Annotated in this window: 11 protein-coding genes; 10 read left to right on the top strand and 1 reads right to left on the bottom strand. The window is 63.6% G+C overall.

The annotated features are described in order from the left end of the window. Positions 1-184: 184 nt before the first annotated feature. Entirely contained in the window at positions 185-2,623 is a 2,439-nt protein-coding gene (locus C8348_RS00890; RefSeq protein WP_106751643.1) for a Tex family protein, read from the bottom strand. Positions 2,624-2,862: 239 nt separating this feature from the next. Here C8348_RS00890 and C8348_RS00885 point away from each other — a divergent pair, with 239 nt between their 5' ends. The 10 genes from C8348_RS00885 to C8348_RS00840 all read left to right on the top strand — a co-directional run bounded on the left by C8348_RS00885 (position 2,863) and on the right by C8348_RS00840 (position 15,108). After that, on the top strand, positions 2,863-3,435 hold the full coding sequence (locus C8348_RS00885; protein ID WP_106751381.1) for a fasciclin domain-containing protein: 573 nt from the start codon (positions 2,863-2,865) through the stop codon (positions 3,433-3,435). Between the two features lie 1,004 nt (positions 3,436-4,439). Then, positions 4,440-5,411: a metal ABC transporter solute-binding protein, Zn/Mn family gene (locus C8348_RS00880; RefSeq protein WP_106751380.1), complete on the top strand. Its 972-nt coding sequence runs from the start codon at positions 4,440-4,442 to the stop codon at positions 5,409-5,411. A 39-nt stretch (positions 5,412-5,450) separates the two neighbouring features. Then, a complete protein-coding gene (locus C8348_RS00875) occupies positions 5,451-6,263 on the top strand; it encodes a metal ABC transporter ATP-binding protein (RefSeq protein WP_106751379.1) in 813 nt (270 codons plus the stop codon). A gap of 4 nt (positions 6,264-6,267) precedes the next feature. After that, complete coding sequence (locus C8348_RS00870) at positions 6,268-7,509, top strand: metal ABC transporter permease (protein ID WP_106751642.1); 1,242 nt, start codon at positions 6,268-6,270, stop codon at positions 7,507-7,509. Between the two features lie 3 nt (positions 7,510-7,512). Continuing rightward, positions 7,513-8,445 (top strand): metal ABC transporter permease, encoded by a 933-nt coding sequence (locus C8348_RS00865; protein WP_106751378.1) that lies wholly within the window; start codon positions 7,513-7,515, stop codon positions 8,443-8,445. A 102-nt stretch (positions 8,446-8,547) separates the two neighbouring features. Further along, positions 8,548-10,641 (top strand): putative bifunctional diguanylate cyclase/phosphodiesterase, encoded by a 2,094-nt coding sequence (locus tag C8348_RS00860; protein WP_106751377.1) that lies wholly within the window; start codon positions 8,548-8,550, stop codon positions 10,639-10,641. An 82-nt stretch (positions 10,642-10,723) separates the two neighbouring features. Next, positions 10,724-11,668, top strand: coding sequence for a 2-hydroxyacid dehydrogenase (locus C8348_RS00855; protein WP_106751376.1), 945 nt, complete (start codon positions 10,724-10,726; stop codon positions 11,666-11,668). Positions 11,669-11,817: 149 nt separating this feature from the next. Beyond that, the gene (locus C8348_RS00850) at positions 11,818-12,636 is read left to right on the top strand and encodes a sugar phosphate isomerase/epimerase family protein (protein ID WP_106751375.1); all 819 of its coding nucleotides are present in this window, start codon (positions 11,818-11,820) and stop codon (positions 12,634-12,636) included. Between the two features lie 37 nt (positions 12,637-12,673). Next, positions 12,674-13,855 carry an alpha-D-ribose 1-methylphosphonate 5-triphosphate diphosphatase gene (locus C8348_RS00845; RefSeq protein WP_106751374.1) on the top strand — a complete coding sequence of 394 codons (1,182 nt, stop codon included), beginning with the start codon at positions 12,674-12,676 and terminating at the stop codon, positions 13,853-13,855. Positions 13,856-14,130: 275 nt separating this feature from the next. Beyond that, positions 14,131-15,108, top strand: a complete 978-nt coding sequence (locus tag C8348_RS00840; protein ID WP_106751373.1) for an ABC transporter substrate-binding protein — start codon at positions 14,131-14,133, stop codon at positions 15,106-15,108. Position 15,109 lies beyond the last annotated feature (1 nt).

Here is a 15,109-nt window from a genome sequence, read left to right as displayed (position 1 = left end):
AATACGGCGCAATGCCGTCTGGACAGGTTTTACCCCCCTCTGCCCCCTCCCGGGGGCATCTCCCCCTCAAGGGGGGGAGAGGGGCGCCTGCGAAACCGGCCAGGCACAGCGTTATGCTCGTGAGTTCGTCCTACAACAAACAAGAGCGGCGCGAGGCGCCGCCCTTTATCCTCTCGGTGTGATCTTACTTGCGGCCGCGGTTCATGGCGGCGGCGAGGGCGGCGGCCATGGCGCTGTTGCCGCCGCCGCTGGGGGCCGGCGCACCGCCCGGCTTGCCGCCACCACGCGGACCGCCACCACCGCCCGGACGCGGGCCGCGCGGACCATCGCGATCAGGACCGCGTGTGTCGGACCGCTCGCGGCCGGCCTGATAGTCGGCGGCCTTCTTCATCGTCAGGGCGATGCGCTTGCGCTTTACGTCGACCTCGACCACGGTGACGGAGACGATGTCACCGGCCTTCACCACCTTGTGCGGATCATCGACAAACTTGTCGGCCAGCTGCGACACATGCACGAGCCCGTCCTGGTGCACGCCAATGTCGACAAAGGCACCGAAGTTGGTGACGTTGGTGACCGTGCCTTCCAGCTTCATGCCCGGCTTGAGGTCCGAGACCTCCTCGACACCGTCCAGAAGCGTCGCGGTCTTGAACTCCGGGCGCGGGTCACGGCCGGGCTTTTCCAGCTCGGCAATGATGTCGCGCACGGTCGGCAGGCCGAAACGCTCGTCGGTGAACTGGGCCGCATTCAGCGTCTTCAGGAAGGCGCTGTCGCCCATGATCTGGCGCACATCGCGGCCGCAGGCCTGCACGATGCGGGCGGCAAGCGGATAGGCTTCCGGATGCACGGAGGAGGCATCGAGCGGATTGTCGCCATCGCGGATGCGCAGGAAGCCGGCGCAGAGCTCGAAGGCTTTCGCGCCAAGACGCGGCACATCCATCAGCTGCTTGCGGCTGCGGAAGCCGCCGATCGTGTCGCGATGCTCGACGATGGCTTTCGCCAGACCCTCGCCAAGGCCTGAGATGCGGGCGAGCAGGGCCGGCGAGGCGGTGTTGAGATCAACGCCAACGGCGTTCACCGCATCTTCCACCACCGCGTCCAGCGCACGGGCAAGCTTGGTCTGGTTGACGTCATGCTGATACTGGCCGACACCGATGGACTTCGGCTCGATCTTCACCAGCTCGGCCAGCGGATCCTGCAGGCGGCGGGCGATGGAGGCCGCACCGCGCAGCGACACGTCGACGCCCGGCATTTCCTTCGAGGCAAGTTCGGAGGCCGAGTAGATCGACGCGCCAGCCTCGTTGACGATGACCTTGATCGGACGCATGGCGACCGGAATGTCGGCAATCACCTCGGCGGCAAGACGGTCGGTCTCGCGGCTGGCGGTGCCGTTGCCGATGGCAATCAGCCCGACCTTGTGCCGGGCGATCAGCGCCAGCAGCGCGTTCCGGGCGCCCGCCACGTCGTTCCTCGGCTGGAACGGATAGACCGTTGCCGTCTCCACCAGCTTGCCGGTGGCATCGACGACGGCAACCTTCACGCCGGTGCGGATGCCGGGATCAAGACCCAGCGTGGCGCGGGCACCGGCGGGAGCGGCCAGCAGCAAGTCCTTGAGGTTGCGGGCAAAGACCTGGATCGCCTCCTCCTCGGCCTTGTCGCGCAAGGTGCCCATCAGGTCGAGTTCGAGATGCAGGGCGAGCTTCACCTTCCAGGTCCAGCGGGCGACATCCATCAGCCACTTGTCGGCCGGGCGGCCCTGATCGGAAATGCCGGCAGCATGGGCGACCATGCGCTCGGCCGGCTTCAGCCCCTCGGTGACATCGGCGTCCACCGTCAGCTCCACCGCCAGCACGCCTTCGTTGCGGCCACGGAACAGGGCGAGCGCGCGGTGGCTCGGGATCTTGGCCCAGGTCTCGGTGTAGTCGAAATAGTCGGCGAACTTTGCGCCGGCTTCCTGCTGGCCGTCGATCACCTTGGACGTGACGACGCCCTTGGCAACCAGATGCTCGCGCAGACGGCCAACCAGTTCGGCGTTTTCCGAAAAGCGCTCCATCAGGATCTGGCGGGCCCCATCAAGGGCGGCCTTGCCGTCGGCAACGCCCTTTTCCTCGCTGACGAAGGCAACGGCCTCACTCTCCGGCGACAGCATCGGATTGGCCAGCAGCGCATCGGCGAGCGGCTCCAGTCCGGCCTCGCGGGCGATCTGGGCCTTGGTCCGGCGCTTCTTCTTGAACGGCAGATAGAGGTCTTCCAGCACGGCCTTGGTGTCGGCCTTGGCGATCTTGAGCGCCAGATCGTCGGTCAGCTTGCCCTGTTCCTCGATGGATTTCAGGATCGCGCCGCGCCGGTCTTCCATCTCGCGCAGATAGATCAGCCGCTCCTCGAGCTTGCGCAGCTGCGTGTCATCCAGCCCGCCGGTGACTTCCTTGCGGTAGCGGGCGATGAAGGGAACGGTCGCGCCTTCATCGAGGAGCTGGACCGTTGCATTCACCTGCGCCGGCTGGCAGGCGATTTCCTCGGCAATGCGCCGGGCGATGCGCAGGGCCACCTCGGGCGCGACCTGGGTCTTCCGGGCTGCGGCGGGCGTTGCGGCAAAGCCTTCGGGGCTTTCGCTGAAATCGGACATGGGCGGCGCTCCAGTGATGTCGGTCATGATCGGGCGGCGACCATAAAGCGGAGCGGTGCGGCAATAAAGCGGCATCCCGCAGGCGATTCACAGTTGCCGCTGCTGCCAGGCCCTTTGCCGGGTGAAAACGCCGCTGCCAGAAAAATGCAAAAGCGCCTGAAACTTTCCGGCAAGGCCCGCCGTAACTCCTCCTGAACGCCCCGACAGAGGGTGCTTCGTCACGCAAGAGGAGACTTTCGATGCAGACCCTGATCAAGACCTCGCTTCGTGCCGGCATCGCTGCTGGCGTCCTGGCTCTCATGGGTGTCACCGCCATCGCGGCCGGCATGACCAAGGAAGTCGGCGGCGCTCCGATGTATCCGGAAAAGAACATCGTCGAAAACGCCGTGAACTCCAAGGATCACACCACGCTGATCGCCGCCGTCAAGGCCGCTGGCCTCGTCGACACCCTGGCTGGCACCGGCCCCTTCACCGTTTTCGCCCCGACCAATGACGCCTTCGCCAAGCTGCCGGCCGGCACGGTCGACACGCTGCTGAAGCCGGAAAACAAGGCCCAGCTGACCAAGATCCTCACCTGCCATGTGGTGGGCGCTGAAGTCATGTCCGACGCCCTGTCGAAAATGATCACCAGCGGTGAAGGCAGCGCCAAGATCGAAACCGTCGGCGGCTGCACCTTCACGGCCAAGGCCATGGACGGCAAGATCATGATCGAGGATGGCCAGGGCAACATGTCCACCGTCACCATCGCCGATGTCGACCAGTCCAACGGCGTCATCCACGTGGTCGACACCGTCCTGCTGCCGGCCAGCTGATCTGCGTCTCCCCTCGCAGTAAGCCCCACCCCCCGGCGTCCTGCGCCGGGGTTTTTTTTGTTCGTAAACTGCTCCACCATCCTCCCCTCGGCGGTCATCCCCGCGAAGGCGGGGATCCAGTACCCTCGGCGGGCGTTGGGTGTTCTATCCGAGGCCGCCCCGGTTACTGGGCTCCTGCCTGCGCAGGAGCGACGAGGGGGGGGATGCGGACGGCTATTGCCACCCTCGCTCTGCAACGCCGCCATCCCCCCTCCGCCGTCCCCGCTCCGCTATCCTCCCCCCGGTCGTCATCCCCGCGAAGGCGGGGATCCAGTACCCCCGGTGGGCGTTGGGTGTTCCATCCGAGGCCGCCTCGGTTACTGGGCTCCTGCCTGCGCAGGAGCGACGAGGGGAGGGGTGAGGCGCGGACGGCTATTGCCGCGCCGCTTCGCAACCCGCCATCCCCCCTCCGCCATCCCCCCTCCGCCGTCCCCGCTCCACCATCCTCCCCCCGGTCGTCATCCCCGCGAAGGCGGGGATCCAGTAGCCCCGGTGGGCGTTGGGTGTTCTATCCGAGGCTGCCCCGGTTACTGGGCTCCTGCCTTCGCAGGAGCGACGAGCGGATAGGTGGGATGCGGACGGCTATTGCCACCCTCGCTCTGCAACGCCGCCATCCTCCCTCCGCCGTCCCCGCTTCACCATCCTCCCCTCGGTCGTCATCCCCGCGAAGGCGGGGATCCAGTATCCCCGGTGGATGATGGGAGTCTCAGGCTTTGATGCCTCGATTACTGGGCTCCTGCCTGCGCAGGAGCGACGAGGGGGGGCCTGGCGCTGGGTGCGCTGCCATCCCGCGTCGCGCCTCCGCTCCATCGCCCGCGTCTTGCACTCCCGCCCAGCCAGCGACGTTGCTCATTTCCCCTCTTGCAACTCATTCGCAATTGCATCATCTTTCTTGCAAGTCATTCTTAAAAGCATTTGCCTTTGTTGCGCTGCCGCGCGACAGTGGCAGGGAAGGGGTCTGAGACATGGTGTTCGCTCGACGGGGAATTCTGAAATCGGCGTTGATCGCCGTCACGGTTCTGCTCTCCGGCGGGGTGCCAGTTCTTTCGGCGGCGCCCCTGTCGGTTGTCGCCACCACCGGCATGATTGCCGATGCGGCCCGCGCCGTAGGCGGCGAGGCGGTAACGGTTACCGCACTGATGGGCCCGGGCGTTGATCCGCATTCCTACCGCCAGACCCGCAGCGACATTGTCGCCATGACCAAGGCCGATCTGGTGCTCTGGCACGGTCTCTATCTCGAGGCGCAGATGGAGGACTTCTTCGCCGATCTGGCGAAGAAGCGCCGGGTCGTCGCGGTTGCCGATGCGGTCGACACGTCCCGCCTGCTCGGGCACCAGGACTACGCCGGGCGCTATGACCCGCATGTCTGGATGGACCCGGCCCTGTGGACCGAAGTGGTCGTCGCAGTCCGGGACGCGCTCACCGAGGCACAGCCGTCTGAAGCGGCTGCATTCAAGGCCAATGCCGAGGTCTATCTGGCCGAGCTTGCCGCGTTGGATACCTACAGCCGGGAGGTTCTGGCCAGCGTGCCGGAGGGCTCGCGGGTGCTGCTGACCGCGCATGATGCCTTCAGCTATTTCGGCCGGGCCTATGGCTATGAGGTGATCGGCATCCAGGGCATCTCGACACAGAGCGAGGCCGGCCTCAACCGTGTGTCCGAGCTGGTTGACCTGCTCGTCAGCCGCAAGATCGCGGCGGTCTTTGTCGAGAGCTCCGTCTCGGACCGCAACATCCGCGCCCTGATCGAGGGGGCTGCGGCGAAGGGCCACGAGGTGCGCATTGGCGGCGAGCTGTTCTCCGATGCGATGGGTGAAACCGGCACCTATGAAGGCACGTATTTTGGAATGATCGACCACAACGTCACCCTGATCGCCAGGGCATTGGGCGGGACCGCGCCCGCGGGTGGCAGGACCGGACGGCTTTCCGCCGGGCTTTGAACCAGGGGCAACACCGATGTGCGGCAACAGGACAGGATCATGACATCTCCCTCGCTTGAACTCGTTGCCTCCGACACGTCCGGCCAGCCCGCCTCCCAAACGCCCGCGACAGCGCTGGCCCTGTCCGAAATGACCGTTTCCTACGGCGGCAAACCGGCGGTCTTTTCCGTCGAAGCCAGGATCCCCGAGGGGGCAATGGCCGCGATCATCGGGCCGAATGGCGCCGGCAAGTCCACCTTGCTCAAGGCGACACTCGGCATCATTCCGCGGCTGTCGGGCCGGGTTGAGGTCTTCGGTGTTCCGCTTGCCCGCGCCCGTCACCGCATTGCCTATGTGCCGCAGCGCGCCTCCGTCGACTGGGATTTTCCCACCACCGTCGAGGATGTGGTGCTGATGGGGTTGTCGCGCGAACTGGGGCTCCTCGGCTTTGTTCGCAGCCGGCACCGGCAGTTTGCTGCCGCCTGCCTTGACCGCGTCGGCATGGCCGATTTCGCCAGCCGGCAGATCGGGCAGCTGTCCGGTGGCCAGCAGCAACGCGTCTTTCTTGCTCGCGCCCTGGCGCAGCGCGCTGATCTCTATCTGCTCGACGAGCCTTTCGCCGGCGTCGATGCCGCGACCGAGCGCGCCATTGTCGATGTGCTGAAGTCGCTGAAGGATGAGGGGCGGACAGTGGTCTGCGTCCATCATGACCTTGCCACCGTGACGGACTATTTCGATCATTGCCTGATGATCAACCTGCGCAAGATCGCCGAAGGGCCGGTTGCCACCACCTTTAGCGAGGCCAACCTGCAGGCGACCTATGGCGGTCGGCTGGCTGGCGGCCATCTTGAACAGCTGCGGCTGCCGGCCTGATCCGATGAGCACGCTCCTCTCCGTCCTGCCACCCGAATTTATCGGCTTCCTCGATGCGCTGGCACTTGGGGCTGGCTACAACGCCGCGCTGGTCGGCATCGGTGCGGCCCTGCTTGGCGGGTCCGCCGGTGCGGCGGGCACCTTCCTGTTCCTGCGCAAGCGCACATTGGTAAGCGATGCCATTGCGCATGCGACGCTGCCGGGTGTCGGCCTTGCCTTCATGATCATGGTCGCCTTCGGCGGCAGTGGCCGGTCCCTTGTCGGCCTTCTGATCGGCTCTGCGCTCTCCGCCGGGCTGGGGCTGCTGGCTGTCACGGCCATCACCCGCCGCACGCGCCTCGCCGAGGACACCGCCATCGGCGCCGTGCTGTCGGTGTTCTTCGGCTTCGGCATTGTGTTGCTGACGGTCATCCAGGTGATGGACCGCGGCCGGCAAGCCGGGCTTGAGGGCTTCCTGCTCGGCTCGACCGCCGGGATGCTGTTCGCGGATGCGCTGCTGATTGCCGCCGGCGGCGCGCTCTGCGCGTTGCTGATCCTCCTGTTCCGCCGGCCGCTGACCATCGTCTGCTTCGATCCCGGCTATGCCGAGGCGACAGGCATTTCAGTCACCCGCATGGATGCGGTCATGCTGGGTCTGGTGCTGGCGATCACCGTCATCGGCCTGAAGCTGGTCGGCCTCATCCTTATCGTCGCGCTGCTGGTCATTCCCCCGGTGACAGCCCGGTTCTGGAGCGAGCGGACGGGAACGGTCGCCCTGCTCGCCGGGGTGTTCGGTGCGCTTGCCGGGTATGTCGGCTCGGCGATTTCCGCGTCGGCGCCCAATCTCCCCACGGGCCCGATCATTGTCCTGGTGGGCGTCGGGCTCTTCGTCCTGTCGCTGCTCGTTGCGCCCCGGCGCGGCGTGCTGGCGAGCGCAGTGGCGCACCGCCGGTTCCAGCACAAGGTTCACCTCAGGCAGGGTTTGCTCGCGCTGGCGCATGGCGAGCCAATCCACGACCGGCTTACGCTCCGCGTTCTCGCCCGGGCCGGGTATCTGCGTGCCGACCGGCAGCCGACGGAAGCGGGCAGGGCGGAGGCCGCACGGGCCTTGCTGGACGAAAACCGCTGGCGCATTGCCCGGCAGCTGCATCCGCAGGAGGCCGTCACCGGGCGCTATGACGGACTGACCGGGATTGCCGAAGTTTTGACCGCTGACGAGATTGCCAGTCTCGACCGTCATCTTGGCCCCAAAGCCGCAGGAGCCTGACCGATGGGTGCGGAATTCGTCCAGCTCAGCCTGACCCCGTTGCTGATCGGCGTGCTCGCGGCCATCGCCTGCGCCCTGCCGGGCAATTTCCTCATCCTGCGGCGCCAGGCTTTGGTGGGCGATGCCATCTCCCACGTGGTCCTGCCCGGCATCATCATTGCCTTCCTTGTCACCGGGTCGCTGGAAACCTGGCCCATGCTACTTGGGGCGGCAGGGGCGGCGCTGGTGTCGGTTGTGATGATCGAATTGATCCGGCGTCTTGGCCGCATCGAACCGGGCGCCGCCATGGGCGTTGTCTTCACTGGCCTCTTTGCCGCCGGCGTCCTGCTCCTGGAGCAGAGCAACACCAGCCGGGTTCATCTTGATGTCGAGCACGCGCTCTACGGCAATCTGGAAAGTCTCATCTGGCTGTCGGCGGAAAGCTGGAACTCGCTGCTTGATCCCGTCGCGCTTGCCGACCTTCCGCCGGAACTGACCCGGATGGCCATTGTCGCCGGTCTGATCGTCGTGCTGACCGTGATCTTCTGGCGCCCGCTCAAGCTGTCGACCTTCGACGAGGGCTATGCCGCCGCGATCGGCCTGCCGGTCGGGCTGATCGGACTGGGGCTGGTCATGGCGGCGGCGCTGGCGGCGGTTGCGGCCTTTGACGCTGTCGGATCGATCATCGTCATCGCCATGTTCATCTGTCCTCCAGCCGCTGCCCGACTGATGACCGACAGCCTCGTGCGCCAGATCGGCTGGAGTGTCGCGTTTGCCGCGTTTTCGGCAGTGATTGGCTATGTTTTGGCAGGTTATGGCCCGATTTTGCTCGGCTATGACAACGCCGTCAGCGCGGCCGGAATGATCGCCACAGTGGCCGGTGTTGTGCTCCTTGTTGCCTGTCTCTTCGGGCCGCGCCGGGCACGGATCGGGATGTCGAAAGCAATCGGGAGTTGAAGTGTTTCGCTAAGATTTCATTCACCCTAGTCGCAAAACCTCCGAAACGTTAGCAAAGCTTTACGACCACCTGATGTATTGCCTACAGGTCGTGAGATGTAAATGCTTACGGTTCTGTCCTGTATAGCTGTTGCGCATGATCTGCGCTACGTCGCGCTCGCAGCGCTCATCTGCGTCATGGGGTCTGTACTCTCCATGCGGCTCTTTGCGCGCGTGCGCAGGAGCGAGGGGTCGCGCCGGTTGCTTTGGCTGTTCCTCGCCTCGCTGGTTGCCGGCAGCACCATCTGGACAACGCATTTTTCTGCCATGCTCGGTTACATCGTCCCGTTCGAGCGGACATTCGAGCCAGGTCTGACTTTCCTCAGCCTGGTCATGGTGATGGCGTCAAGCGCCGCCGGCTTTTTCATCGCAGCACGGACGGCTACCAGCTATCTCATTGAAATTGGTGGATTAATCTTCGGGCTTGGCATCGCTGCCATGCATTACACCGGCATGGCCGCCTTCCAGGTTCCCGGTGTTATCGAATGGAACTCCGGCTACATCGTCGCCTCGATTTTGCTTGGAGGCGCATTTGGTGCGCTGGCGATGAACCGCATTTGCCGGCCAGTGACCCGCTTCTGCCGCTACGGTGCCGCGGTTTCAATGATTTTTGCCATTGTTTCCATGCACTTCACCGGCATGACCGCGATTACCATCACTCCCGGGTTTGTCACTGACGTGCCTGTCCAGGCGTTGCCGGACGGGTTCATGCTAGCAGCGGTGATTGGCATCACGCTCCTGATCCTTGCAACCGTTGGATCTGCTTATGCCATTGATGTTGATAGCACAAATGAGGCTTCAGCGACGCTCCAGCGGCTTGCGCTCTATGATGCACTGACTGGCCTTCCGAATCGGGCTTATGCGGAGCGGCAACTGAGCGACATGATTGCGGCCAACACGCAGACGGCGGCGCGTGTTGCGGTCCTTGCTATCGATCTAGAACAGTTCCGAAATATCAATGGTGCGCACGGTCAAGATACTGGTGATGCAGTCCTGCGTCTTCTCGGTTCAAGACTTCGCGAAATATTGCAGGGTGATGAGTTTGTCGCTCGTATCAGTGGTGACGAGTTCATCGCGCTGAAGCCGAATGTCTTTGGTCGCGGGGAGGCACGGCGTTTTGCTGAGCGGCTTCATCTTGCGATTATTGGTCCGCATCGCGTTGCCGACAGCAATATTACACTTGGTAGTGGGATCGGCATTGCCCTGTCACCGGACAATGGAATTCAACCGCAGGTCCTGTTCACCCGTGCTGAACTTGCTGCCGTACAGGCCAAGACTTTCGGGTCGAACCAGATTTGCCGCTACAGCGAAGGGATGGACGAGGACAATCGCAGCCGCGCGGTGTTGTCGATTGACCTGCGCTCGGCAATCGCCGGTGATCAGCTTGAGATCTATTATCAGCCACAGAATGACACGAGCACCCTGGAGATTGTCGGGTTCGAGGCGCTTGTGCGTTGGAACCATCCGACCCTCGGGACAATTTCTCCCAATGTTTTCATTCCATTGGCCGAACGCACCGGGTTGATCCTGGACATCGGTGACCACGTGTTGCGCCAGGCCTGCCGGGATGCGGCCAGCTGGCCTGAGCGCTATCGGGTTGCAGTCAATGTCGCGCCCTACCAGCTGACGCAGGCTGACCTTCCGGCTAAGGTCGCTGAGGTTCTGGCTGAAACAGGCCTGGATCCGGCGCGGCTGGAGATCGAGCTGACGGAAAGCGGTCTGATCGAAGATCAGTCCCGCGCCCTTGCAACCATAAATGGGCTGAAAAGCCTCGGTGTCACGGTTGCGATGGACGACTTTGGAACCGGGTACTCATCCCTGTCCCTGTTGCAGAATTTCCCCTTCGACAAGATCAAGATCGATCGCAGCTTCATCCAGAGCGTTGTTGAGAAACCCCAGGCGGCGGCGATTGTCCGGGCGACCTTGCTGATCGCTGACAGTCTCAACATTCCCGTGCTTGCCGAAGGTGTTGAAACGCAAGAGCAACTGAACTTCCTGCGTTCCGAAGGTTGCCCGACGGTGCAAGGTTTTCTGTTCGGCCGGCCCATGCCCCTTGCCTCCGCTCAGGTCCTGATGCTGCGCGATGGCCTGCATCTGGCCGCTCTTGCCGAAGACCGGGTCGAGGAAAAGCCCAACGCCCGCGCCATCGGAACCTGACGCAAGCGGGTTGCCATGCTAGAGACTGGTGCTCAATCCGGCGCCCGGACCGGGAGCCTTGGGTCAAGCACTGGATGGTGTCATGCGTCCTGTCATTCCCTTCGTCACCCGCATCAGCCTGGATGAGCAGGCGCATTGGCTTTCGGTGTTCGCCGTCCATCTGCCTGACATGGACATTCGTCCCCTGACGGCTCTTTCGGAAGCGGAGCGGCAGGCGGCGTCCGTCGCGATCATTGCCAATCCGGAACCGGATGAACTGCGCAGCCTGCCATCGCTTGTCTGGGTGCAGAGCCTGTGGGCCGGGGTTGAGCGGCTTGTTTCTGAGCTTGAAGACATGCCCCTTGCCATCGTCCGGATGACGGATCCGCAGCTTGCCGAGACCATGGCCGAGGCGGTGCTGACTTTCACGCTCTATCTGCACCGGGATGTTCCGGCCTACCGCCGCCAGCAGGACCAGCGCATCTGGGCCGAGCGTCCGCACAGGCTGCCGCAGGAGCGAACGGTCGGCATTCTCGGGCTGGGAAATCTTGGGGCGCTTTCCGCGCGGCGGCTGCGGGCCAATGGATTCAACGTGACCGGCTGGAGCCGGACACCGCAAATAGTCGAGGGCGTCGCCTGTCACTCAGGCCCGGACGGGCTCGATGCCGTGTTGTCCTTGTCAGATATTCTTGTTGTCTTGCTACCCCTGACCAGCGAGACGCGCGGTCTGCTCGATGCCAGACGCCTCGCCTTGCTGCCCAGTCAAGCTGGACTGATCAATTTTGCCCGAGGAGCGATTGTCGATACAACGGCGCTTGTTGCGGCCCTTGATGCGGGGCGACTGTCCCACGCCGTGCTCGATGTCTTTGCCCGCGAACCCTTGCCGGTTGATGATCCCTTGTGGGAGCATCCGAGCGTTACGATCTTGCCGCATGTCAGCGCGCCGACGACGCCCTCGACCGCAAGCCTGATCGTCGCAGAGAACCTCAGCCGGTACTTTTCCACGGGCGAAGTCCCGGCGGCCGTTGACCGGCAGCGCGGGTATTGACCGGCTTTGCCGCGACATTTCCGCTGCCATGTCGCTTTCCTGTCAAACATCGGCATTATGAGAAAGTGCGCGAGTCATTCGCATGAATTTTCTCTCCCGCCTTTTGACGCCCGGCCGAATGACCGGGTCCCGCCCTGAAGGATCTGATTATGAGCACTCTTCCTGTCGTTGGTGCGGCGCTTACGCTCGATGCCTATGAGCGCCATCGGGCGCTGATGACCGAAAAGCCGCGCGATCTCGAACTGCAAGACTTCGTCAATGCAGACGTCCTCAATGGCGACTGGAAGCCGCTGGTCGAACGGGCAAAGAAGGTGCTGGATGGTCACACCGGACGCATTGGTATCCATGGCCCGTTCTGGGGCATGAACATCGCCAACCCGGATCCGGATATTGCAGCGGTTGTCACCCGCCGCCTGCTGCAGGGGCTTGAGGTGTGCGAGGCGCTGGGCGCCACCCACATGGTCGTGCACAGCCCGTATTCCACCTGGGACTACAACAACTTCGACAACTACGCCTCGGCCCGCCAGCGGGTGATGGAGCGCTGCCATGCAATCATGGCCGAGCCGGTGAAGCGCGCTGAAGCCATCGGCTGCGAACTGGTGATCGAGAACATCGAGGACAAGGACCCGAAGGACCGGGTCATCCTGGCCGACAGCTTCCAGTCCAGCGCCGTTGCCGTATCCATCGACACAGGCCATGCCCATTACGCGCATGGTTCCACCGGCGCCCCCCCGGTCGACTACTACGTCCGCGCGGCGGGCAACAGGCTGCGCCACATCCATCTGCAGGACGCGGACGGCTATGCCGATCGGCACTGGAGCCTTGGTCAGGGCACAATCCGCTGGCATTCGGTGTTTGCCGCGCTTGCCGATCTGACGAGCCAGCCGCGCCTCATCATCGAGTTGCGCAATCTGGATGAGGTGCCTGCCTCCATCGCCTGGCTGCAGGCGCAGGGTCTGGCACAATAAGCATCTGACTTTACTTCTATTTTCAAGGATTGACCACATGACCCGAATGGACCATCCCGTCGCTGCAAGCGCGATTGAAACGGTGTTTGACAACGCCCGCCTCGTGCTTGCTGACCGGGTGATCTCGGGCCATGTGGTGCTGCGTGGCAACCAGATTGCCGAGGTTGGCGAAGGCCGTGCGCCGGCCAGGCTTGGTGCAGTCGATCTCGACGGCGACTATTTGCTGCCGGGTCTTGTCGACATTCACACCGACCATTTCGAGAAACATGTCTTCCCGCGCGCGCATGTGAAGTGGAACCCGTTCCGGGCGGCGCTTGCGCACGACAGCCAGATCATCGGGGCGGGTATCACGACTGTCTTTGACAGCTTGTGTGTCGGTGCGACCGTCAAGAACCCGGAGCGGCTGGAAATTCTTGTGCCGATGATTGATGCACTCGAGGAAGCGCAGATGGCTGGCCTCCTGCGCGCCGAGCACCTTGTGCATCTGCGCTGCGAACTCGTGGATACCAACACGCCGCGCCTGACCGAAGCGTCGATCGCGCGCGACATCGTGCGTGTTGTCTCTGTGATGGAGCATCTGCCGGGGCGTCGCCAAAGCCGCGACGTGGCGGCTTACATCCAGCGCCGGATGGCCGAGACGGGACACGCGCAACAGGTCGTAGAAGCCGAGATGGCCGACATGCTCGCCGTGGCCGATGGAATCAGCGCAGGGGTTCGTCCGGTGGTGATTGGCTTGGCGAAGGCGCATGGCAAACCGCTGTTGTCGCATGACGACACGGAACTGGCGCATATCGATGAAGCCGTGGCCGACGGCATCCTGATTTCAGAGTTTCCCTGCACCATCGAAGCAGCCCGCTATGCCCGGGAAAAGGGCATGCTGAATGTGGGAGGCGCGCCCAACATCCTGCGTGGCGGCTCCCAGTCGGGCAATGTCTCCATGGGTGAATTGCTGGATGAAGGTATTCTCGACATGCTCGCCTCGGACTACGTACCGCGATCCATGTTCGATGCGGCGTTCCTGATCGGCCTCGACGGGGCCGATGACAGCCGCCTGCCAGAGGCCGTCCGGCTCGTCAGCAAGTCGCCTGCGGAGGCAGCCGGGCTTGTGGACCGAGGTGAAATCGCTTCCGGACGCCGGGCCGACCTGCTGCAGGTTCGCTTGCACGCCGGACACCCGATCCTGCGCCGTGTGTGGCGCGCGGGCAATGTTGTCCATTGAGGCTCTGGGTCCTGTAAGGACCGGAACGGCTTCCCGTAGCTCTGGTGGAGACGCGTTCGCTGCTTTGTGTCGCGGCGTCTGAGGACAGGCGGTGCAGGCTGCACATCACATCCGGCGAAATTCTGGAAAAGCCCTGAGAAACTGCACAGTATGAAATTTGCCGGCTAATGAATTTCAAAAAGCTGTAACAATCGGTCAACAAAACTGTCATCAAACGCTGTTAGAGCCGCCCCAGCTGCGCCGCATGGGCGGCGCGCGAATGACAGGGATCCATCATGAAGAAGCTGCTCATTGCCGCCACTGCGCTGCTTATTGCCGGTCAGGTCCAGGCTGCCGACGTTTCCGGCAAGCTGGTGCTCTACACGTCCCAGCCGAATGAAGATGCCCAGCAGACGGTTGACGCGTTCAAGGCCAAATATCCGGCAGTTGACGTCGAGTGGGTCCGTGACGGCACGACCCAGGTGATGGCCAAGCTGCGCGCCGAGATCGAAGCCGGTGCACCGAAGCCTGACCTGCTGCTGATTGCCGACACCGTCACCATGGAAAGCCTGAAGCAGGAAGGCCGCCTCATGAAGCATGAGGGCGCTGACGTGTCGGCCTATGACCCGGCGATCATGGACACGGACAAGACCTATTTCTCCACCAAGCTGATCACCACCGGCATCATGTACAACACCAATGCCCCGGTGAAGCCGACGTCCTACAAGGACCTGCTCAAGGCTGAAGTGAAGGACAAGCTGGCGATGCCGTCGCCGCTGACTTCGGGCGCTGCGACCATCCACATGGTTGCCATCACCGGCAACCCGGATCTCGGCTGGGCCTATTACGAGAAGCTGGCAGAGCAGGGCGCGAACCCGCAGGGGGGCAACGGCGGCGTCTACAAGGCGATTGCCGGCGGCGAGAAGCTCTATGGCTTCATGGTCGACTACATGCCGATCCGTGGCAAGGCGCAGGGCGCTCCGGTGGATTTCGTGTTCCCGGAAGAAGGCGTCTCTGCCGTGACCGAGCCGGTGGCGATCCTCTCCACCGCCCAGAACCCGGCCGCTGCCAAGGCCTTTGTCGACTTCCTGATCTCCACGGAAGGCCAGGAACTGGCGTCCAAGCAGGGCTATCTGCCGGCGCATCCGGGCGTGACCCCGCCGGCTGGCTTCCCGGCCCGCGAGACCATCAAGCTGCTGCCGTTCGACCCGGCCAAGGCGCTTGAAGGCGATGCTGCCAACAAGGCGAAGTTCACGGAAATCTTCGGCGGCTAAA

This window comes from Pannonibacter carbonis, assembly GCF_003012935.1.
GTDB classification, from domain to species: Bacteria; Pseudomonadota; Alphaproteobacteria; order Rhizobiales; family Stappiaceae; genus Pannonibacter; species Pannonibacter carbonis.
This window is presented reverse-complemented; position numbering and strand designations above follow the sequence as displayed.

Bases quoted from the DNA above. Each gene is read 5' to 3' on its own strand.
- C8348_RS00890 (WP_106751643.1), bottom strand. From the start codon at position 2,623: ATGTCCGATTTCAGCGAAAGCCCCGAAGGCTTTGCCGCAACGCCCGCC.
- C8348_RS00885 (WP_106751381.1), top strand. From the start codon at position 2,863: ATGCAGACCCTGATCAAGACCTCGCTTCGTGCCGGCATCGCTGCTGGC.
- C8348_RS00880 (WP_106751380.1), top strand. From the start codon at position 4,440: ATGGTGTTCGCTCGACGGGGAATTCTGAAATCGGCGTTGATCGCCGTC.
- C8348_RS00875 (WP_106751379.1), top strand. From the start codon at position 5,451: ATGACATCTCCCTCGCTTGAACTCGTTGCCTCCGACACGTCCGGCCAG.
- C8348_RS00870 (WP_106751642.1), top strand. From the start codon at position 6,268: ATGAGCACGCTCCTCTCCGTCCTGCCACCCGAATTTATCGGCTTCCTC.
- C8348_RS00865 (WP_106751378.1), top strand. From the start codon at position 7,513: ATGGGTGCGGAATTCGTCCAGCTCAGCCTGACCCCGTTGCTGATCGGC.
- C8348_RS00860 (WP_106751377.1), top strand. From the start codon at position 8,548: ATGCTTACGGTTCTGTCCTGTATAGCTGTTGCGCATGATCTGCGCTAC.
- C8348_RS00855 (WP_106751376.1), top strand. From the start codon at position 10,724: ATGCGTCCTGTCATTCCCTTCGTCACCCGCATCAGCCTGGATGAGCAG.
- C8348_RS00850 (WP_106751375.1), top strand. From the start codon at position 11,818: ATGAGCACTCTTCCTGTCGTTGGTGCGGCGCTTACGCTCGATGCCTAT.
- C8348_RS00845 (WP_106751374.1), top strand. From the start codon at position 12,674: ATGACCCGAATGGACCATCCCGTCGCTGCAAGCGCGATTGAAACGGTG.
- C8348_RS00840 (WP_106751373.1), top strand. From the start codon at position 14,131: ATGAAGAAGCTGCTCATTGCCGCCACTGCGCTGCTTATTGCCGGTCAG.